Below are 21,460 nucleotides of genomic sequence, written 5' to 3' on the forward strand. Positions count from 1 at the left end.
TTTCAGGATTATCCTGAAACTGATTGTCGGATGGCGGCTACGCCACCCGACGCCCTTACACCATCATCCAAACAGTCCTTTCAACTCCGAAACGCAGGAGCCACAGTTCGTGCCGCACCGTAACGTTGCCCCCAGCGCGGCGACGCTTTCACACCCTCCGGCTATCGCCTCCCGAATCGCATTTTCTCCGACGCTGAAGCAGCTACAGATAATGCGTCCCGGATCCACCGTCTCCTCCACACCCTGCCCGTTCAGCAGCGCATGACGCTCTGCAGGCGTCGTGGGGGGCGAGCGAAAAGCAGCGTCAATGATCGGGTGTACCAGCTCCGGTAACGTGGTGCCTTCCCAGAAGCCGAGCATCAGCTGACCTTCATGCCAGGCCAGCACGCTACTGCGTTCGCCGGTTTGAGCAACCTGTAACTGCCAGCCCCGGCTGCTGGCGTAGTTCATGAGCCACGACAGCAAGGGTTTATCTCCTGATACCGTCAGATGCGAGGCTTTACGCCACCAGTGAACCCAGGATGGTAACGCCGGCTGTTCGTGGGTATAGAGCACCCCTTGCCAGGCGGGCAGCCAGGGCATGATCCGAACGGCGGTTTGTTTGCTCTCCGGCTGGCCAGACGCTGGATCGCAGCGCCCTTCCACTAGTGCATTCACCTTTCCCTGACGGGCAAACACGGTGTTCCAGTGCATCGGGGCAAACGCCTCGCCTTGCCGGATGCCGCGGTTGACTCGCACTCTGGCGACCATCACGCCGCGCGGCGAACTGATCCGCGCCAGCTGGCCATCACACAACGAGAACCGCACGGCATCGCTGGCGCAGACCTCAACAAACGGCTCCGCGATATGCTGCATCAGCCGGGACACATACCCCGTCCGGGTCATGGTGTGCCATTGATCGCGGATGCGTCCGGTATTGAGGATCACCGGGTACAGCGTGCTGACCGCCGCACCGTGCTGGACCGGATCGACCGGCACCAGGTTTCGACGCGGAAAATCCCCCGTTGACCACTGATACGGCTCCAGCCGCTCCCACGCTTCGCGGGTAAGTTCAGCCAGGTCATGCAGGTTCAATGCCCGCGTGCCGTCATTTTCAAAGGCCGTCAGCGCCGCGTGCTCGCAAAAAATCTCGTGCGGATGTTGCCAGGCAAAGGCGTCGCCGTGCCCCAGCCGTTTTGCAATCTGCGCGACGATCCACCAGTCCGGTTTTGCCTCTCCCGGGGCAGGCAGAAAGGCGCGCTGGCGCGAAATACGCCGCTCGGAATTGGTCACAGTGCCGTCCTTCTCCCCCCAGGCCAGCGCCGGAAAACGGATATGGGCGAACCGGCTGGTGTCGGTATCGTTCATGACCTCAGAAACAATCACCAGCGGGCAGCCTGCCAGCGCCTGACATACGGCGTGACTGTCCGGCAACGAGACCGCTGGGTTGGTGCCCATGATCCACACCGCCTTCACTTCGCCACGGGCAATGGCATCGAACAGTTCAACCGCCATCAGGCCTGGCGTCTGCGCCAGCCTTTCCGTTCCCCAGAAACGCGCCACCCGCGAAAGGTCGTCCGGCTCAAAGTTCATGTGCGCCGCCAGCTGATTTGCCAGCCCGCCCACTTCCCGTCCGCCCATGGCGTTTGGCTGTCCGGTCAGCGAAAACGGACCGCAGCCCGGGCGGTTGAATTTTCCGCTGGCAAGATGGACGTTGATGATGGCGTTACACTTGTCGCTACCGCTCGATGACTGGTTGATCCCCATGGTGTAGAGCGTGATCGCGCGTGGCGCGGTGACAAACCAGTCATAAAACACACCAATATCCTGCACAGGAAGGTCGCAAAACGCCGCCACGCGGGCCATCGGCCACGCGTCGGTTCCCTGGATCACATTGAGCAACCCCACAAACAGCCCCGCATCGCTGCCGGGTTTTAGCGCCAGATGCAGGTCAGCGATATCACAGGTAACCGTTTCACGCGGGTCAATCACCACCACCTTCATCTGCGGATTAGTTTGCTTTGCCTGCACCAGCCGCTGGTACAGAACAGGGTGCGTCCAGGCGGCATTCGAGCCCACCAGTACCACCAGATCGCTGTTCTCCACGTCCTCGTAACTGCACGGCACCACGTCCTCACCGAAGGCACGTTTATAACCCACCACCGCTGACGACATGCAGAGCCGGGAGTTGGTATCAATGTTCGCCGCCCCGATGAACCCCTTCATCAGCTTGTTAGCGGCGTAGTAATCCTCGGTTAACAGCTGGCCGGACGCGTAGAATGCCACCGCCTGCGGCCCCCATGTGTCGATAATGTGCTGGAGCCGTTCACCTGCCGCCTCCAGTGCCTGCGTCCAGTCCACCTCATGACCGTCGAGGACCGGGCGCAAAAGCCGCCCCTGTAAATCGGTTGTCTCCCCCAGGGCGGACCCTTTCACGCACAGGCGACCAAAATTCGCCGGATGGGTTTCATCTCCCCGAACGCTGACCACGCCGCCTTCCACGCGAGCGACCACGCCGCAGCCCACCCCGCAGTAGGGGCATGTTGTCCGGGTTTCTGTCATGAAGCCTCCGCACGCATGACCAGGGCATCGTTACCGACCCACACTTTGCCGTTTTCGATTTTCACCGGCCAGGCGCGTACCGCAGGCTCACCATTTTCAACCTGACAGCCATCGCGCAGACGAATGCGCTGTTTATAAAGCGGAGAGATCACCACCGGCTCCCCCGCCGCATCGCCAAGAATGCCGCGAGAAAGCACGTTCGCACGGCTTCCTGGCTCCAGGTCATCGAGGGCATAAACGGTTTTGCCAAAGCGGAACAGCGCAATTGCGTTGTGACCGAGACGCGCGCCAATGCCCGCCTGTTCGGGGATATCCTCGATACCGCAGATTTCCTGCCAGCGTTTGCCTTGCTCTGCGGCAGTGTCGTTTACAGCGGTGCGGAACAGCGCCAGACGGTTGGGATCGTTGAGCGTGGTCTGCCATTCGCACTGGTAGGTTTCCACCACCCGGGCCATCTCCTGCTCCAGTTCGTCGGCAATACCCAGACTGTCCTCGAGGATCACCTCGCGCAGATAGTCGAGGCCGCCTTCCAGGTTGTCCATCCAGGTGCTGGTGCGCTGCAGGCGATCCGCCGTGCGGATGTAGAACATCAGGAACCGGTCAACGGTACGGATCAGCGTTTCATCGTCCAGATCGCTGGCGAAAAGATCCGCATGGCGAGGCTTCATGCCGCCGTTGCCGCACAGGTAGAGGTTCCAGCCTTTATCGGTGGCAATGACGCCCACGTCTTTGCTCTGCGCCTCGGCACACTCGCGGGTACAGCCGGAAACCGCCATTTTGATTTTGTGCGGCGCGCGCAGGCCTTTGTAACGGTGCTCCAGTTTGACCGCGAGGCCGGTGGAGTCCTGCACGCCATAGCGGCACCAGGTCGACCCAACGCAGGATTTCACCGTGCGCAGAGATTTCCCGTAAGCGTGGCCGGTCTCAAATCCGGCTTCCACCAGCGCCTGCCAGATCTCCGGTAGCTGTTCCAGAGTGGCGCCAAAGAGGTCAATACGCTGCCCGCCAGTGATTTTGCTGTAAAGGCTATAGCGCTTTGCAATCTGGCCGATGGCGATCAGCCCGTCGGCGGTCACTTCCCCGGCGGGCATACGCGGCACGATGGAATAGGTTCCGTCCTTCTGAATATTGGCAAAGTAACGGTCGTTGGTGTCCTGCAGCGGCAGATGCGTCGGTTTAAGCAGATACTCGTTCCAGCAGGAAGCCAGCACGGACCCGACCAGCGGCTTACAGATTTCGCACCCGTGTCCCTGACCGTAGCGGCTGATGAGCTGGTCAAAGGTGCGGATATGGTTGACGCGCACCAGGTGGTAAATTTCCTGGCGTGACCAGGGGAAGTGTTCACAGATATCCTTTTTCACCTCCACGCCCTGTTCAGCAAGCTGAAACTCCATCACCTGCTTCACCAGCGCACTACAGCCCCCGCAACCGGTCGCCGCTTTAGTGCACTGTTTGATGGCACCGATATCCGTTGCGCCCGCGCTCACGGCCTGGCAAATATCGCCCTTGCTGACGTTATGACACGAACAGATCTGCGCACTTTCCGGCAGCGCCGCCACGCCCAGAGCTTTTGGCGCGCTGCCTGAGGATGCGGGTAATATCAGGGTTTCCGGCGCTTTCGGCAGGCTGATTCCATTGAGCATCATCTGCACCAGCGTGGCGTATTCGCTGGCATCACCCACCAGCACGCCGCCGAGCAGCGTTTTGCTGTCGTGGCTGACCACGATTTTCTTGTAGATTTGCTGCGGGCCGTGCGTCCACTGGTAGCTCAGCGCCCCCGGCGTGCGCCCGTGAGCGTCGCCAAACGACGCCACATCCACGCCCAGCAGCTTGAGTTTGGTGCTCATATCCGCGCCGGTGAAGGTTTTATCCTCCCCTGCCAGCGCGGCGGCGGCCACGCGTGCCATCTGGTAGCCCGGGGCAACCAGTCCAAAGATTTTCCCTTCCCACAACGCGCATTCGCCAATGGCAAACACGTCACGGTCGGAAGTCTGGCAGCCATCGTCAATGCAGATCCCGCCGCGCTCGCCGATAGCCAGCCCGCTGCTGCGCGCCAGCGCGTCCTGCGGACGGATACCGGCAGAAAAGACCACCAGGTCCGTTTCCAGCGCTTCGCCATCGGCAAAGCGCAGCACCAGCCCGTCATCCGTCGACGCAATTTCCGTGGTGGCTTTAGCGGTGTGAACGCCCACGCCCAGCGCCTCGATTTTCTTGCGCAGCATCGACGCGCCGTCGTTATCGAGCTGAACCGCCATCAGATTGGGCGCAAACTCCACCACGTGAGTATCGAGCCCGAGTTGTTTCAGGGCGTTTGCTGCCTCCAGCCCCAGTAGCCCGCCGCCGATGACGACCCCGCGACGCGCACCCGCCGCATGGGCCGCAATGTTGTCGAGATCGTCGAGCGTGCGGTAGACAAAACAGCCCGGCAGATCGTTACCCGATACCGGCGGGACAAACGGGTATGAGCCGGTCGCCAGCACCAGTTTATCCCAGTGCGTTTCATGCCCACTGGCGGTACGCACCACGCGCGCGTCGCGGTCAATGGCGACAATCTGCTGCGACAGGCGCAGCTCAATGCCGTTATCAGCAAAAAAATCCCCTGCCACCAGCGAGAGCGAATCCGCACTGCGGCCGCCAAAATACTCGGACAGATGCACGCGGTCATAGGCGGCATAGCGCTCTTCACCAAAGACCACGATCTGATACTGCTGATGTAAGTTGCGGTTAACGCAATCTTCGAGAAAATGATGGCCGACCATACCGTGCCCAACCACCACCAGAGTAGGTTTTGTCATAGCGTTCTGTCCTGCAACCTGCGGTTGCGTAGTGAATCGATCGAACAGCCAGTCCGCGTGTGCGGGCGCAGCCGTTGCCCGTAAATCGGTAAATGTCGCCGCGTGGCGGCAATCTCCCATCAGCAGCACGCCAGCCAGCGTCCCCTGATGGATCAGTAAGCGACGATAGTGACGCGTCAGCGGATCCCATGAACGCCAGACCACGTCGCCCTCCTGCTCCGCCGTGCGACCCAGGCTGAACAGCTCCACGCCGGTCACCTTGAGGCGCACACCGTTGTCGGTGAGGGTAAACGGCGCAGTGGTGTCGCCCGCCAGCCGTGCGGCGAGGATATCGGCCTGCGCCAGACAGGGGGCGACCAGGCCAAACGTCTGGCCATCAATTTCGCAGCACTCGCCAATGGCATAGATGTCCGGCGCGGAGGTCTGCATCTGGTGATTCACCACAATCCCGCGCGCGCAATGAAGACCGCTGGCCTTTGCCAGGCCAATGTTGGGCTGCACGCCGGTCGCCAGCACCACGCGCGCCGCAGCAATACTGCGTCCATTGAGCAACGTCACGGTGTTGTCGTTAATCGCCGAGATGCCGGAGGCAAGCTCACAGCGCACGCCCCGTTCCGCCAGCGCCTCCTCCAGCAGCGCGCCAGCCTGTTGATCCAGCTGTTGTTCCATCAGCCACGGACCGCGATGAACGAGCGTGACGTTGTCACCTGAGCGTGCCAGTGCTGCCGCAGTCTCAACCCCAAGCACGCCGCCCCCCAGCACCACCGCCGGACCGGAAATTGCCTGAATGGCGCAGGTATCCTCCAGGGTGCGGAACGTGAACACCTGGGGCGCATCACCGCCGGGGATCGGCGGAACGAAAGGCGTTGAACCGGTGGCAAATACCAGGGCATCCCAGCCCAGCGTGCGGGTGGCGGTTCGCACTTCCCGTGAGGCCACGTCCACGGCAAGCGCCCTTTCGCCCCGCAGCACCGTAACGCCACGTACCCGGTACCAGTCCTCATCCTGAAGACAGATATCCGCTGCCGCTTTCTCGCCCCCCAGCACCGGCGAAAGCTGAATGCGGTTATAGGCATGCTCAGGCTCATCACCGACGACGGTGATAGCAAAACGACCCGAGGCCCGCCCGGTTAGCCCGTCAATCAGCCGGGTGGCCGCCATTCCATTCCCGATAATGACCAGTCGCATCAAAGCCCCCTCGTTACGCCGCTTTCGGCTGTTTTTCGTAGAGGAAATGGAGGATCTGCTGACGCATGTGGTGGTAGCGGCTGTCGTCCGCCAGCTGAACCCGGTTGCGCGGACGCGGCAGATCAACGCGCAGGATCTCTCCGACGGTCGCCGCCGGGCCGTTGGTCATCATCAGCACGCGATCGGAAAGCAGCACTGCCTCATCTACGTCGTGGGTAATCAGCACGATAGTGGTGTTCAATGCCTGCTGGATCTGCATCACCGAGTCCTGCAGATGGGCTCGCGTCAGCGCATCCAGCGCGCCGAACGGTTCATCCATCAGCAGCACTTTTGGCTTCATCGCCAGCGCGCGGGCGATGCCCACGCGCTGCTTCATGCCGCCGGAGATCTCCCCCGGGCGCTTATGCAAAGCATGCCCCATCTGCACGCGGTCGAGGTTGTGCTCGATCCACGCTTTACGCTCAGCCTTGCTCATGGTGTGACGGAACACCTGATCCACCGCCAGGGCGACGTTGTCAAAGCAGGTGAGCCATGGCAGCAGGGAATGGTTCTGAAACACCACCGCGCGCTCGGGGCCCGGCCCGGCAATTTCGCGGTTGTCGCAGATAAGCCCACCTTCCGTCGGCAGCGTAATGCCGGCAATAAGGTTCAGCAGCGTCGATTTGCCGCAGCCGGAGTGGCCGATCAAACTGACGGTTTCGCCCTCGTGAATATCAAACGAAACGTTTTGCAGCGCCAGAAACTCGCCGCTGGCAGTAGAAAAACGCTGGCTCACGCCCTGGACCTGAATTAATGGTTTCATCTTCGCTCCTTATTTTTCCTGCCAGCTAAAGCGACGGGCAATCAGCATCAGCCCCTGCTCCAGCAGCAACCCGACCACGCCAATAATGACGATGGCGATGAGAATGTTTTCGACGTTGAGGTTGTTCCACTCGTTCCAGATCCAGAAGCCAATGCCTAAGCCTCCTGTGAGCATCTCGGCGGCGACAATCACCAGCCAGGCAATACCGATGGAGAGGCGTACCCCGGTCAGCACCGCAGGCAGCACGGCAGGAAAGAGAATGCGGCGCATGATGGTCCACTCAGAGAGTTGCAGTACCCGGGCGACGTTGAGGTAGTCCTGTGGAATACGGCGCACCCCTTCCGCGGTGTTGATGACCATCGGCCAGATGGAGCAGATAAATATGGTCCAGCTTGATGCTGGCTCCGCTTTCTGGAACAGCAGCAGGCCGATGGGCAGCCAGGCCAGCGGGCTAACCGGCCGCAGGAGGGCAATTAGCGGGTTGAACATGCGCGAGAAAAAGGTGAAGCGGCCAATCAGAAAGCCCAGCGGAATCCCCGCCAGCGCTGCCAGACCAAAGCCGATGGCGACGCGCTGCAGTGACGCAAGCACGTTCCAGCCTATGCCCATATCGTTTGGCCCGTCGCGATAAAACGGATCGGCGAACAGGGTTATGGCCGAGTCGAGCGTGCTGAGCGGCGTCGGGAAGCCTTTGCTGTTTATCGCCGCCAGTTGCCAGAGCACCACCAGCAGCCCCAGCCCCAGAAACGCCGGAATGACGCGCTGTAAAACATCATTCATTCGACGCGCCAACGCAGGCGTACGACGACGAACCTGTAACGGTGGCAGGACAATCACCTCCCCGCTCTCAGGCTTCTCTTGTGGTTTTGTGTTTTGCAGATGCGGCATAATCAGGCCCCTTTACGGTGAATGGCAAAACGGTTGGCGTACCCTTCCGGATCGGTTCCGTTCCAGACGGTACCGTCCATCAGCGTGCTGCTGCGATACGGTGATGAGGGTGTGGAGAGTCCGCCGACGGCGGTGGCAGCATCCTGCCAGACCGCGGTCTGGTTAATGCGCTGCGCAATACCCACGTAATCCGGCGCGGCTTTAAGCAAGCCCCAGCGGCGGAACTGGGTTAAGAACCACATGCCGTCGGAGAGGTACGGATAACTGACGGCACCCTCGTTGAAGAAACGGATCGGGTGCGCGTCCTGCCAGCGCTGCCCCAGGCCGTTGTCGTATTCCCCGAGCATTCGCCCGGTGAGATACTGTTCTTTGCAGTTGAGCCACGCCCGTCGCGAGAGGATCTGCGCGGTTTCACGTTTGTTTTCCGGGGACGCCTCAATCCAGCGCGCGGCTTCCATCACGGCGCTCACCAGCGCCCGGGCGGTGTGCGGATTTTTCTCCACCCAGTCGCGACGCGTGCCGAGAATTTTTTCAGGATGATCTGCCCAGATGGACTGCGACGTGGCAGCGGTGAAGCCAATGCGGTCGTTAATCGCCCTCGCGTTCCACGGCTCACCGACGCAAAAGCCCACCATGTTGCCAATGCGCATGTTCATCACCATCTGCGGCGGCGGCACCACCACCGTGCGCACGTCATCGAAGGGGTTAATGCCTGCGCTCGCCAGCCAGTAGTAAAGCCACATGGCGTGCGTTCCGGTCGGGAAGGTGTGCGCGAAAGTGTAAGTGCCAGGCGCCTGCTGCCCGACCAGCGTTTTCAGCCCGTCAAGATCGCGAACCCCCTTCTCCGCCAGATCGCTGGACAGCGTAATGGCCTGACCGTTCTGGTTAAGCGTCATCAGGTTTGCCATCTGCTGCGGCTTGCCTGCAATACCCAGTTCAAGCCCGTACAGCAGACCGTAAAGAATGTGCGCGGCGTCCAGCTCCCCCGCCACCAGCTTGTCGCGTACCGCTGCCCAGCTCGCCTCTTTGGTGGGGACGATGGTGATACCGTATTTTTTATCAAAGCCTTTCAGGGCTGCGATAACCACCGGCGCACAGTCGGTCAGCGGGATAAACCCGATACGTACCGTCTCCTGCTCCGGTTTATCCGAGCCTGCCGCCCAGGCAGCCTGCATGACACCCGGTAATAACACTGCGCCACTCGCCAGCATGCTGGCCTGCAAAAACCGTCGTCTCGACAAATCCGCCATGACCACTCCTGAAAAAAAGCCAAAAAAAAGCGCCCACAGTGCCGAAGCACCGCTGGACGCCTTTATCCCGAAGACTGATGCACCGCCGTTGGCGCACCGTCAAAAATGGTTAATTCAATGATGCAAAGTCAATGCCAGGTTTGAACACCCTGTTTCAGGGCCGACAGCCGGGTTTTGCTCGCCATTACGCACCCCAATCAGGCACAACATGCCCACTGATTGTGCAGCTACTCCTTTGGGGTTATCTGCCACACGCTTTTCACCGTAAGCAGCGCCCGGGCGATATCCACCATGCGCTGATTCTTGTCCATCGCCATTTTGCGCAGCGTTGTCCAGGCCTGCTCCTCACTCATATTCTGGTGGGTCATCAGCACGCTTTTTGCTTTATCAATGGTTTTTCGCTCCTCAAGCGTATCGCGCAGCGACGCAAGCTGACGGGAGAGTTGCTCAATCTCGCGCGCCTGCTGGCGAACCAGAGGCAGCAGGGGTTTATCCGGGTAATGCGCCAGCGGGTCCTCCAGTTCATCTGCGGAATGCGGATAAACCTCGTCACGCTGAATCCGCTCATCCACCGCGACCATCAGATCGGCGATGATTGTCTCCTCCAGCGCGCGCAGATGCTCCAGCCGCGCCGTTTGCAGCGCAAACCACGCCAGCGCGGTATGGCCATTATCCGCGGCAGGCTGGCGGGTACAGGCCACGCGCCGGAGTTGCTCCGTCTCACGGTCGGGCTGGCAGTTGAGGGAGAAAGTGGCCTGAACGTCAGCCTGGCTGTGGGAGAGGAAGATCTCAAAGCAGGCTTGCTGCCCGTCAATGCGATCTACCAGTCTCTGGCGGGTAACGTCATCAAAAAAACCCTGCGTGAAGCCTATCGCCCCCAGGGCCCGCTCTTGTCCCGCCAGCTCTTTCCCCTGCATCAGGCTGTAAAGGGCGACAAACCGGCCCGCGATTTGCGGATCGTCAATGCTGTCATTGAGTTGCGGCACGATACTGAGCAGATGGCGAAGCATGCGGGAGTAATGTTCCATGGCCTGCGGGGCCGTCAGGGTTTGTTGACTCACCCCGTCACGCAGCGCGGGAAGTGTGTCCAGCGTATGCAGTGCATTACCGATACGTTCGCAGACGGCGCTCCCCGGGAGGAGGGACTGCTTGCCAAGTATCGTATTCAGCGCAGCAAGATTTTCGTCTACCAGCGCCCGGCTGGCTTTGCATTCAGGCGCGTAGAGCTTACCCTGTGAACAGAGCCAGACGTTAGATGCCCCGCGCTCGCACTGTAGCATATGTACCAGTTGGCTAATGCCGTGCACCAGCACGTTCAGCTCTGCCAGCTTGCTGAGCTGCTCCCGGCGCATCAGCCTCGCGCGCTGAAGCCATTCGGTTGCACCCGGCGAAATGCCAGCCATTAATGTCATGCTTACTCTCCCGGACAGCGAAACTCCGGAGAATTAAGCAATATTCGTGCCTTTATAAGAACAGGAGTCAACATGCAGAAGATTGTGATCGTCGCCAACGGGGCGGCCTACGGCAGCGAATCTCTTTTTAACAGCCTGCGTCTGGCCATTGCGTTACGTGAAAAAGAGAGCGACCTGGCATTACAGATTTTTTTAATGTCGGATGCCGTCACCGCCGGGCTGAAGGGCCAAAAGCCGGCAGAAGGCTATAACATTCAGCAGATGCTGGAGATCCTGACCGCGCAAAATGTGCCGGTGAAACTGTGCAAGACCTGTACCGACGGACGCGGGATTACCACTCTGCCGCTGATAGAGGGCGTAGAAATCGGGACGCTGGTTGAGCTGGCCGAATGGACGCTGACCGCAGATAAAGTATTAACTTTTTAATAATAATCCCGTAAAAATATTATTTTCTTATGGACGCGGTTTCAGCATCAAGTTTACCTGCGGGGTTGCCGATAGGCATGGAAACAACACAGCAGGTATTTCACTTATGTTCAGATCGATTCGCGCACGTATTATCGCCACGACGACAGGTTGCCTTGTCGTCGCCCTTCTTCTCAATACCGTTATTAACTTCCAGGTCACGCGCCAGGATAACCAGCAGTCACAGCGCGATATATTGACCAGTACCAGCGCCAGCCACAACATGGCGATTGCCGACTGGGCCAAAAGCAAAATGACGGTGATTACCTCCGCACAAAGCGTCGCGCTGGCTGACGATCCGGTTCCGGTGTTTAAACAACTGGCACAGGCGGGGGGATTCACTAACGTCTATGTGGGTTATGCGAGCAAGACGGCGAAGTTTTCTGAACCTGCGGGTGTCCCGGCGGATTATGATCCGACCATTCGTCCCTGGTATCAGCAGGTGGTGAGCACGGACGGCCCGGTAGTGACAGCACCCTATGTTGATGCCGGTACCGGAAAGCTGGTGGTGACGTTTGCTGTACCAGTGAAAGAAAATGGCGTCCTGAAAGCGGTGGTGGCGGGCGATGTCGCCATGGATAGCGTCGTGGCAAACGTGCGCGGCATCCACCCAACACCCGCCAGCAGCGGGCTGCTCCTGAACAGTGACGGTACCGTGATTGCCGCCAACGATCCGGCTTTGACCCTGAAGCCGTTTGCCGAGACGATCAAAGGGATCGACTTTGCGGCGCTGAAACGCGGTAATCCGGTCGACGGAACCCTGAATGATGTAGACAAGACCTTCATTGCCTCAGCCGTGCCGGGCACAAACTGGCTGCTGGTCGTCGCGCTCGACAACAGCGATGCCACCTCCGGCATGCGTTCCCTGCTGAAAGCGTCGGCGATTTCGCTGGTGATCCTGGCACTCCTGAGCGGCGCCATTGTTCACGTCCTGATTGCCCGTCTGCTGAAGCGCTTGTCTGACATTCGTGATGCGATGCATAACATTGCCAACGGAACCAACGATCTGTCCCAGCGTTTGCCGGACAGCGGCAATGATGAAGTGGCGCAAATTGCGCAGGCCTTTAATGCCTTCAGCGATAAGCTTTCCGTCGTGATGGTACAACTCCGTGACGCCAGCGCGTCGGTGAAAAATGCCGCGCAGGAAATTGCGGCTGGCAACCAGGATCTTTCCGGGCGTACCGAGCAGGCGGCGTCCAGCCTTCGCGAGACCGCCAGCGCGGTGGAGCAGATCACCGCCTCCGTCACGCAATCGAATGAATCGGCAGCGGAAGCGAACGATCAGGCAAGCAAAGCGTCTGCGGCTGCCGCGCGCGGTGGTGAAGTGGTTTCTCAGGCCATCAGCACGATGCAGTCCATCGAAGTGGCGTCCGCAAAAATTGGTGATATCACCAGCGTCATCGACGGTATCGCCTTCCAGACCAACATTCTGGCGCTGAACGCCTCCGTCGAGGCGGCGCGTGCCGGTGAGCAGGGCCGCGGATTTGCCGTGGTAGCCGGGGAAGTGCGTAACCTCGCCAGTCGTAGCGCCCAGGCGGCGAAAGAGATCAAATCCCTGATTGATTCCACCACCGATAGCGTGGCGACCGGTTCGCGCTATGTGCATCTGGCCGGTGAAAGCATGGATGAGATCCGCTCCAGCATCGGCAGCGTCTCCGGCATCATGCGCGAAATCTCCATCGCCACCAGCGAACAGATGAAAGGCATCCATGAGATTAATCACGCTGTGACGCATCTCGACAGAATGGTGCAGCAGAACGCCGAGCTGGTGGTGCAGTCCGCCGCCGCCGCGGGAGCCCTGCAGAGCCAGGCGGGCGACCTTGCTGAAACGGCCGGCCATTTCCGCATTTAATGTTCCCCCGGCGCGCGTTTCGCGGGTAAAACGCGCGCCAGCCTAACTTTTGAGGAATTTTGTCATTTTTGTTTAATCGTTATGCCATTTTTTGATCAAAATCAGCATCCCGACTCTCCCCCTTTGGTGTTATGCAACGAGTGAATTGTGAACAACATCACGCTCGGATATGGCTGCAGGGAGAGCGTTGTTTAAGACTACGGGGTAAAAAATGGCACTGGTAAAAACAAGTTTGAAACTGTTCGGCGGGGATACGGTAGTGGTGCGTTGCTCAGAACGCTGCCGCATACATCTCATGAGTTCAAAAGCGCAAAAGCAATCCCAGGCGGATATTCTGACCGTGCAGGATGATAAAGCGTGGCTTACCGTGCCGTATACCGGCACATGGGATGTGTTGATCGACAGCCACAGTCAGTCGCTGGAGCATTCCGTCAGCTACGTGGCAGCATAAGAGTAAACGCCCGGCCAGCCGGGCGTATTATCAGGCAAAACCCGGTCGCAGCGTGCTGTTGACAGGGTTCCCTTCCAGCAGCGCCCTCACCTTTACCACCAGCTCATTCAGACAATCGTCCTTCATGCCGAGGCGGGTCAGCTCCTGATCGAGGGAGAAGAGATACTGCGCGTTGGTGCCCAGCGGCCCGCTGGCGGCGGCAATTAACGGGGCGATGACCTGCGTGCGGGTATCCGCTTCATACAGCGGATGGCGTGGATCCATAATAAACACCAGCGCATTGACGGTACGTCCATCGTCAAGCTCCAGCTTGCACCAGCTCGGCATATAGCAGCCGGTGATCATCTCGCGCTTCCAGAGCAGCGTCAGCTCCTCTTCGAGCGTGGCATCCGGGAGGCGATACGCCACGCCCGTGGTGCGTCCGCCCTCTTTCAGTGCAAGCATGCGACCAGGCTGACACGCACTGCCGCGTCCGGCCGTCAGGCGCAGACAAAATGCGCGGTGCCAGCCAGGCAGCGTTCCCGTTGCCGATTCGACAAATTCCAGAGCCGGGTTCCACATCAGCGAACCGTAGCCAAAAATCCATACCGGGCCATCATCCGGGCGGCAGGCAAGCGTGGCAGCAAGCGACGCCGCACGTTGTTCAGCTGACCAGAGAAGCGATTCCTCAATAGCACCAAATGCCGTCTTACAATCTGCCTTCATTAAGAAATCACGCGTTAACACTTTACACCTCCGCCACTGCATGCTTCCTTGCGACATCTGTAATGCGCCTTCCCGGCATTTTTGTCTGGTCATTTTGCCAGCAGTGAAATAACGATAAGCAATTAGCGGACCAGTTGCAATACAACGGAAGTTCAACCGCCTGAAAAGTCAAAATGAAGGCAGCGAATTATTTCACGGCTATTTCTTTTTATGCCATTTATCATCGTCTCCTTTCTCGTAGTCATGTTTAACTGCGGCCCAGGCGACCTTATGCGCCGTCTCTTCCCGGCTGGCATCATCCCGGCGATCGTCTTTATCTTTGTACTGATCCCAGGCGCTGTTAAACGCTTCCTTGTAGATATCCTGCGCGTGTTCAGGCAGGACATTTTTCACGTTATCAGGTAATTCGCGTTTCGTTTTGTAGGGCATCACTAACCTCTCTTTTCGGTAAAGAGATAAGTGTGGACGACGATATGCCATGGTGCCACCCAACAATAATTAATGAGTAAATTAAAATTATAATTCGTTGTTATTTAATATTTATTTATGAGAGATATGGCATTATAGACTTCAAAGAATAAAAACATCACAAAGGGTAAAATTAAGTAAAAATTAGAAGGTATTTAACAGATTTCTGTTAATTTAATCTCCTTAAAATCTATCTATAATTACAAGCACCTGCATTGATGGAGAAGCACATGACAGCAACACACGAGGCGGTAAAGACCCGCCACAAGGAGACGTCACTCATTTTCCCGGTTCTGGCACTGGCTGTGCTGCTCTTCTGGGGAAGCAGTCAGTCACTGCCAGTGGTGGTTGGTATCAATATTCTTGCCCTGGTCGGTATTTTAACCAGCGCATTTAGCGTCGTTCGCCATGCGGACGTATTAGCCCACCGTCTGGGCGAGCCGTACGGTTCGTTAATTCTGAGTCTTTCCGTTGTTATTCTCGAAGTCAGCCTGATTTCCGCGCTTATGGCGACCGGCGATGCTGCCCCGACGCTGATGCGCGATACCCTCTACTCCATCATTATGATTGTGACAGGCGGCCTGGTGGGCTTCTCGCTGTTACTGGGCGGGCGTAAATTTGCGACCCAGTACATGAACCTGTTTGGCATTAAACAGTACCTGATTGCCCTCTTCCCGCTGGCAATTATCGTGCTGGTCTTCCCGATGGCGCTGCCAGGTGCAAACTTCTCCACCGGTCAGGCGCTGCTGGTCGCGCTGATTTCCGCAGCCATGTACGGCGTGTTCCTGCTGATTCAGACCAAAACGCACCAGAGCCTGTTTGTATACGAACATGAAGATGACGGCGACGACGATGACCCGCACCACGGTAAGCCGTCAGCACACAGCAGTGTGTGGCACACGGTTTGGCTGATCGTGCATCTGATTGCGGTCATTGCGGTCACCAAAATGAATGCCAACCCGCTGGAGACGCTGTTGACCGAGCTGAACGCCCCGGTGGCCTTTACCGGTTTCCTGGTGGCGCTGCTGATCCTGTCCCCTGAAGGACTGGGGGCGCTGAAAGCGGTGTTGAACAATCAGGTGCAGCGTGCAATGAACCTGTTCTTCGGCTCCGTGCTGGCGACCATATCACTCACCGTACCGGTGGTGACGCTGATTGCCTTTATGACGGGGAACGAACTGCAGTTTGCGCTGGGCGCGCCGGAGATGATTGTGATGGTGGCCTCGCTGCTGCTGTGCCAGATCTCCTTCTCCACCGGACGCACCAACGTGCTGAACGGCGCGGCACATATGGCGCTGTTTGTGGCGTACCTGATGACGATATTTGCCTAGCCTCTTTGCCCAGCGGCGCTTCGCTTGCAGTGCCTACAGGTTTTGTAGGCCGGGTAAGCGCAGCGCCACCCGACAATATGTCCTATAAAAAAACCCGCCGAAGCGGGTTTTTTTATTAGTTGCTGGTATCCAGCTCGTCGAAGTTCTTCACCAGATCGTCAATCGCTTTGATCTGCTTCAGGAACGGCTCCAGCTTATCCAGCGGCAGTGCGGACGGACCATCGCATTTCGCGTTAGCCGGATCCGGGTGCGCTTCAATGAACAGACCCGCCAGACCCGTTGCCATACCGGCGCGCGCCAGTTCGGTTACCTGCGCGCGACGACCGCCAGACGCGGCACCAAACGGGTCACGGCACTGCAGGGCGTGAGTCACGTCGAAGATCACCGGAGACTGGTTAGAGACGTTCTTCATCACGCTGAAGCCCAGCATATCCACGACCAGGTTGTCATAACCGAAGTTTGCACCACGGTCGCACAGGATAACCTTGTCATTGCCGCCTTCGATAAACTTGTCGACAATGTTCCCCATCTGGCCAGGGCTCACGAACTGTGGTTTTTTCACGTTGATGACCGCGCCGGTTTTCGCCATCGCTTCCACCAGGTCCGTCTGACGGGCCAGGAATGCCGGAAGCTGGATCACGTCTACCACGTCCGCTACAGGCTGTGCCTGCCAGGACTCATGCACGTCGGTGATTACTTTCACGCCAAACGTCTGTTTCAGCTCCTGGAAAATCTTCATGCCCTCTTCCAGGCCCGGGCCACGGTAAGAGTGAATGGAGGAGCGGTTGGCTTTGTCAAAAGAGGCCTTAAACACGTACGGGATGCCCAGCTTCTGGGTCACGGTCACGTAGTGCTCGCAGATACGCATGGCGAGATCGCGGGATTCCAGCACGTTCATACCGCCAAACAGCACGAACGGCAGGTCGTTTGCTACCTTGATATCACCAATGCTAACCACTTTTTGTTTCATAGGATCGCCTTATTCAGGTGTGAATCGGAATTAAGATTAATGCAGTGTAATTTGTTTGTGCGAGATCGCGTTGATCTGCGCGCGAATCATTTCGCTAATCGGATCTTCCGGGCACTGCTCAACGAAATAGCTCAGATCGTTCAGCGCAACGTGTTCGCAGTCGAGCTGGGCATAGATAAGCCCGCGGTCGCGAATTTCGTAGGGATCTTCCGGATTAAACTGCAGCAGCACTTCGCTGGCACGCAAGGCCAGCTCCATCTGACGCTCTTCCATCAGCGCTGATTTCAGCGTATCCAGCAGCTTGCGGATCACTTCGGCGTTATCGGCCTCGTCGAGATCTTCGTTAAAGAGCTCGGCGACCGGGCTGATGTTGCCTTTCAGCCAGACGTCCAGCGTATGCTCATCCAGCGTATCGCCGTTAAACGGATTAATGAGCCACATCTCGCCGTCCAGCCACTCCGCCCGCAGGATCATCTGCGTCGGGAAAATGACCGGCACCAGTGGAATATCCAGACGGTGCGCGACCCACAGCAAAATAGAGCCCAGCGCAACGGCGCTGCCCTGACGGTTTTTTAAGACCTGGTCCAGCCATAATGCGTCAGACAGGCGATACACGCCACGCGTGTCGCAGAAACCCCATTCGCCGTAGAAAAGCTCAAGCAGCTTCTCTAATTGCCAGTCCTGCGGGCGCGCCTGATTGATCTCTTCACGCGCCAGGCTGACCAGATTCTCCAGTTCATCGTAAACGTACTGCGACGTAAAATCGTCGCGTATCATCTCCGAAATCAGGATCATGCCATCGCAAAGCGGCACTTTATTAAATTCGAAATCGGCTAAGGACTTCATGACTTACCCCAGTAACGCCCGAACGTACAGCTACCCCCGGGCGCGATAAAACTCAAAACAATGTAGATGATAACGCCAAACCGCCTTTCAGTCAGCCTTACGCCTTTATCAGTAAATGGCAGATAGCCTTGCTTCACGCCCACTGGCCTAGCGTCAACCGTTCATTACCGCCGTAGTCGCGGCAGGTTTCCACTGCGGTATAACCCGCTTGCGTAAACAGCGCACGTACGGCTTCCCCCTGCGTCCAGCCATGTTCCACCAGCAGCCAGCCGCCGGGAAGTAAATGTTGCCGTGACGTTGTCACTATGTGATCAAGATCGGCTAACCCTGCGTTAGCCGCAACCAGCGCCGTCAATGGCTCGAAACGAACATCGCCCTGCGCAAGGTGCGGGTCGTGCTCGTCAATATACGGCGGGTTACTGACGATCATCTCGAACGAGCGAGTCTCCAGCGCGCTAAACCAGCTGCTTTGCAGCACGGTCACGTTAGTCAGCCCAAGACGCGCCACGTTACGCTGCGCCAGGGTCACCGCGTCAGGCATCACATCCACTGCCGTCACATCACAATCCGGACGCTCGCTGGCAAGCGCCAGCGCGATAGCACCCGTTCCTGTTCCGAGATCGAGAATCCGGCTGGCCGCAACCGGCAAACGCGCCAGCGCCTGCTCCACCAGACATTCGGTATCCGGGCGTGGAATCAGCGTTGCCGCTGAGACATAAAGCGGGAGCGACCAGAACTCACGTTCACCGACAAGATGCGCCACCGGCTCACCGTTTTTACGGCGGGCAAGCAGCGTAGCAAGCTGCGCTTGCTGCTCAGCGGTCAGTGGCGTCTCACCGAATGCCAGCAAATACGTACGGGCTTTACCCGTTACATGCTCCAGCAAAATTTCGGCGTCGCGTTTTGGGCTTTCGCTTGCGGAAAGCTCACCGGCGGCCTCACGTAACCAGCGCTGAAAATCCATTATTCCTGCTCGGACAGCGCCGCCAGCTGGTCGGCCTGGTATTCCTGCACGATAGGCTCAATCAGCATATCCAGCTTCCCTTCCATCACCTCGTCCAGACGGTAAAGCGTCAGGTTAATGCGGTGGTCGGTCACGCGGCCCTGCGGGAAGTTGTAGGTACGGTTACGGTCGCTGCGATCGCCGCTGCCCAGCAGGTTACGACGCGTCGATGCTTCCGCCTGCTGGCGTTTCGCCATTTCGGCCGCGTGGATACGCGCGCCCAGCACGGACAAGGCTTTGGCTTTGTTTTTATGCTGCGAACGCTCGTCCTGACACTCCACCACAATACCGGTTGGCAGGTGAGTAATACGGATAGCGGAATCGGTGGTGTTAACGTGCTGGCCGCCCGCACCAGAGGAGCGGAAGGTGTCGATGCGCAGGTCCGCCGGGTTGATGTCCGGCAATTCCGCTTCCGGCAGCTCTGGCATCACCGCCACTGTACAGGCAGAGGTATGAATACGCCCCTGAGATTCCGTAGCAGGCACGCGCTGCACGCGATGACCGCCAGATTCAAACTTCAGACGACCATACACGCCGTCGCCGCTGATCTTGGCGATAACCTCTTTATAGCCACCATGCTCGCCGTCGTTAGCGCTCATGATTTCCACGCGCCAGCGACGCGATTCAGCGTAGCGGCTGTACATGCGGAACAGATCCCCGGCAAACAGCGCCGCTTCATCACCGCCGGTACCGGCGCGGACTTCCACAAACGCGTTACGCTCGTCGTCCGGATCTTTCGGCAGCAGCAGCACCTGAAGCTGTTGCTCCATCTCTTCAGAACGCGCTTTCGCATCCTGTAACTCTTCCTGCGCCATCTCGCGCATTTCAGGATCGTCGAGCATCATCTGCGCGGTTTCAATGTCTTCCTGAACCTGTCGCCAGTCGGTAAAGCATTTAGAAACATCACTTAACTGCGCGTACTCACGCGAGAGTGCGCGAAAACGTTCCTGGTCCGCAATGGTCCCGGCATCCCCGAGCAGCGCCTGGACTTCTTCATGGCGCTCGTGCAGAGCTTCCAGTTTAGCGACGATAGAAGGCTTCATAGGCGTAAGTGCACCTTGTCTTAGAAAATGGGTATAGGGCGCTATTCCAGCCCGAGGCTGTTGCGCAGAATAGTCAGGCGTTCATCATCCCCGTCACGGGCAGCCTGTTGAAGAGATTTGGTTGGTGCATGGATCAGGCGGTTGGTCAGTTTCCACGCCAGATCCTGCATAATAGCCTGTGCGTCGCCGCCCTGTTCAAGGGCCGCTAACGCTTTGGCAGTCAGGTCATCACGCACCTGCTCCGCCTGCCCGCGATACTCGCGGATGGTCTCGCTGACGCTTTGCGCGCGCAGCCAGGCCATAAACTCGCTGGTTTCCTGCTCAACAATGGTTTCCGCCTGTACCGCCGCCGCTTTACGCTGAGCGAGGTTGTGCGAAATGATGCTTTGCAGGTCGTCAACGCTGTAAAGATAGGCGTTCGCCAGTTTACCGACTTCCGGTTCAACATCACGCGGGACGGCGATATCCACCAGCAGCATCGGCTGATTTCGACGCGACTTCAGCGCGCGCTCCACCATCCCTTTACCGATGATTGGCAGGGGGCTGGCGGTAGAACTGATAATAATGTCCGCCTCTTTCAGACGTTCATCGATGTCGCTCAGCGCAACCACTTCTGCGCCCACCTCATCCGCCAAAACCTGCGCACGTTCGCGGGTGCGGTTCGCGATAATCATCTTTTTCACTTTATGCTCGCGCAGATGGCGCGCCACAAGTTCGATGGTTTCGCCCGCGCCCACCAGCATCACGGTGACGGTGGAAAGGGACTCAAAGATTTGACGTGCAAGGGTGCAGGCTGCGAAAGCAACAGAAACCGCACTGGCACCAATGTCGGTTTCGGTTCGCACACGCTTCGCCACGGAGAACGACTTCTGGAACATACGCTCCAGTTCACTGGCCTTCAAATGCCCTTTTTGCGAATCCGCAAAGGCTTTTTTCACCTGACCGAGAATCTGCGGCTCGCCCAGCACCAGTGAATCCAGACCGCTGGCGACGCGCATCAGATGGCTTACCGCATCATTGTCCTGATGCCAGTACAGGCTATTACGCAGCTCGTCTTCGTTGAGATTGTGGTAGTCACATAACCAGCGGATCAGCGCTTCATGCAGGTTATCCTGCTCTTCCACGCTTAAATACAGCTCGGTACGGTTGCACGTCGAGAGCACCACGCCCCCTTGCACCATCGGTTGGGCAAGCAGGCTGTCCAGCGCCAGGTCAAGCGTATCCGGCGAAAACGTAACGCGTTCTCGCAGCGAAACCGGGGCCGTTTTGTGGTTAATACCGAGTGCTAATAGGGTCATGTTGAGCGGGAGTAGTACCAGCGTTAATAAGGTTAGCAGGACGCATCATACAGGATGCGCGAGATCAATAAAAGAGACCGCCTCCTTTCGGAGTAATAGCTTACGCATTGCTTTGAGATAATTTGAACGTAGACGGTGGGACTGCGGGACGC

General features: G+C 58.2%; 17 protein-coding genes and 1 pseudogene. 4 read left to right on the forward strand and 14 right to left on the reverse strand.

From position 1 onward, the window contains the following. Positions 1–63: 63 nt before the first annotated feature. From ACOTY9_RS03630 to nasR, 6 genes are all read right to left on the reverse strand, one after another. Positions 64–2,541: a nitrate reductase gene (locus ACOTY9_RS03630; protein WP_348565455.1), complete on the reverse strand. Its 2,478-nt coding sequence runs from the start codon at positions 2,539–2,541 to the stop codon at positions 64–66. After that, entirely contained in the window at positions 2,538–6,524 is a 3,987-nt protein-coding gene (nirB, locus tag ACOTY9_RS03635; RefSeq protein WP_348565454.1) for a nitrite reductase large subunit NirB, read from the reverse strand. Before nirB ends, ACOTY9_RS03630 begins: the two co-directional genes overlap by 4 nt. A 13-nt stretch (positions 6,525–6,537) precedes the next feature. Continuing rightward, the gene (locus ACOTY9_RS03640) at positions 6,538–7,326 is read right to left on the reverse strand and encodes an ABC transporter ATP-binding protein (protein WP_045135483.1); all 789 of its coding nucleotides are present in this window, start codon (positions 7,324–7,326) and stop codon (positions 6,538–6,540) included. A gap of 9 nt (positions 7,327–7,335) precedes the next feature. After that, on the reverse strand, positions 7,336–8,214 hold the full coding sequence (gene ntrB / locus ACOTY9_RS03645; protein ID WP_014884183.1) for a nitrate ABC transporter permease: 879 nt from the start codon (positions 8,212–8,214) through the stop codon (positions 7,336–7,338). Positions 8,215–8,216: 2 nt separating this feature from the next. Next, entirely contained in the window at positions 8,217–9,464 is a 1,248-nt protein-coding gene (locus tag ACOTY9_RS03650; RefSeq protein ID WP_023330586.1) for a CmpA/NrtA family ABC transporter substrate-binding protein, read from the reverse strand. Positions 9,465–9,691: 227 nt separating this feature from the next. Then, complete coding sequence (gene nasR, locus ACOTY9_RS03655; protein ID WP_348565453.1) at positions 9,692–10,876, reverse strand: nitrate regulatory protein NasR; 1,185 nt, start codon at positions 10,874–10,876, stop codon at positions 9,692–9,694. 72 nt (positions 10,877–10,948) lie between these two features. Here nasR and ACOTY9_RS03660 point away from each other — a divergent pair, with 72 nt between their 5' ends. The 3 genes from ACOTY9_RS03660 (at position 10,949) to ACOTY9_RS03670 (ending at position 13,644) form a co-directional block, all read left to right on the forward strand. After that, complete coding sequence (locus tag ACOTY9_RS03660; protein ID WP_014884187.1) at positions 10,949–11,302, forward strand: DsrE/DsrF/TusD sulfur relay family protein; 354 nt, start codon at positions 10,949–10,951, stop codon at positions 11,300–11,302. Positions 11,303–11,408: 106 nt separating this feature from the next. Continuing rightward, positions 11,409–13,193, forward strand: a complete 1,785-nt coding sequence (locus ACOTY9_RS03665; protein WP_014884188.1) for a methyl-accepting chemotaxis protein — start codon at positions 11,409–11,411, stop codon at positions 13,191–13,193. A 211-nt stretch (positions 13,194–13,404) separates the two neighbouring features. Then, positions 13,405–13,644 (forward strand): DUF1883 domain-containing protein, encoded by a 240-nt coding sequence (locus ACOTY9_RS03670; RefSeq protein WP_010432930.1) that lies wholly within the window; start codon positions 13,405–13,407, stop codon positions 13,642–13,644. Between the two features lie 30 nt (positions 13,645–13,674). Here the strand turns inward: ACOTY9_RS03670 and ACOTY9_RS03675 are convergent, their stop codons facing one another. Both ACOTY9_RS03675 and chaB read right to left on the reverse strand, forming a co-directional pair. Continuing rightward, positions 13,675–14,370, reverse strand: a complete 696-nt coding sequence (locus ACOTY9_RS03675) for a gamma-glutamylcyclotransferase (RefSeq protein ID WP_023330588.1) — start codon at positions 14,368–14,370, stop codon at positions 13,675–13,677. Positions 14,371–14,547: 177 nt separating this feature from the next. Beyond that, positions 14,548–14,778, reverse strand: a complete 231-nt coding sequence (chaB, locus tag ACOTY9_RS03680) for a putative cation transport regulator ChaB (RefSeq protein WP_014884191.1) — start codon at positions 14,776–14,778, stop codon at positions 14,548–14,550. Positions 14,779–15,047: 269 nt separating this feature from the next. Between chaB and chaA the strand changes: the two genes are divergently transcribed. Next, the gene (gene chaA / locus ACOTY9_RS03685) at positions 15,048–16,148 is read left to right on the forward strand and encodes a sodium-potassium/proton antiporter ChaA (protein WP_014884192.1); all 1,101 of its coding nucleotides are present in this window, start codon (positions 15,048–15,050) and stop codon (positions 16,146–16,148) included. A gap of 115 nt (positions 16,149–16,263) precedes the next feature. Here the strand turns inward: chaA and kdsA are convergent, their stop codons facing one another. The 6 genes and pseudogenes from kdsA to hemA form a co-directional block, all read right to left on the reverse strand. Continuing rightward, on the reverse strand, positions 16,264–17,118 hold the full coding sequence (kdsA, locus tag ACOTY9_RS03690; RefSeq protein WP_014884193.1) for a 3-deoxy-8-phosphooctulonate synthase: 855 nt from the start codon (positions 17,116–17,118) through the stop codon (positions 16,264–16,266). A 36-nt stretch (positions 17,119–17,154) separates the two neighbouring features. Further along, positions 17,155–17,964 (reverse strand): invasion regulator SirB1, encoded by an 810-nt coding sequence (gene sirB1, locus ACOTY9_RS03695; RefSeq protein ID WP_008499515.1) that lies wholly within the window; start codon positions 17,962–17,964, stop codon positions 17,155–17,157. A gap of 35 nt (positions 17,965–17,999) precedes the next feature. Continuing rightward, positions 18,000–18,089: pseudogene (locus tag ACOTY9_RS03700) on the reverse strand (siroheme synthase); the annotation flags it as partial. 8 nt (positions 18,090–18,097) lie between these two features. After that, the gene (prmC, locus tag ACOTY9_RS03705) at positions 18,098–18,928 is read right to left on the reverse strand and encodes a peptide chain release factor N(5)-glutamine methyltransferase (RefSeq protein ID WP_241820263.1); all 831 of its coding nucleotides are present in this window, start codon (positions 18,926–18,928) and stop codon (positions 18,098–18,100) included. Then, positions 18,928–20,010, reverse strand: coding sequence for a peptide chain release factor 1 (gene prfA / locus ACOTY9_RS03710; RefSeq protein ID WP_014884195.1), 1,083 nt, complete (start codon positions 20,008–20,010; stop codon positions 18,928–18,930). The genes prmC and prfA overlap by 1 nt, the downstream gene beginning before the upstream one ends. 41 nt (positions 20,011–20,051) lie before the next feature. Continuing rightward, the gene (gene hemA / locus ACOTY9_RS03715; RefSeq protein ID WP_008499512.1) at positions 20,052–21,308 is read right to left on the reverse strand and encodes a glutamyl-tRNA reductase; all 1,257 of its coding nucleotides are present in this window, start codon (positions 21,306–21,308) and stop codon (positions 20,052–20,054) included. Positions 21,309–21,460: the final 152 nt, after the last annotated feature.

Origin of the sequence: Enterobacter cloacae complex sp. SHL012 (assembly GCF_049237505.1) — a bacterium.
Taxonomy (GTDB): Bacteria; Pseudomonadota; Gammaproteobacteria; order Enterobacterales; family Enterobacteriaceae; genus Enterobacter; species Enterobacter kobei.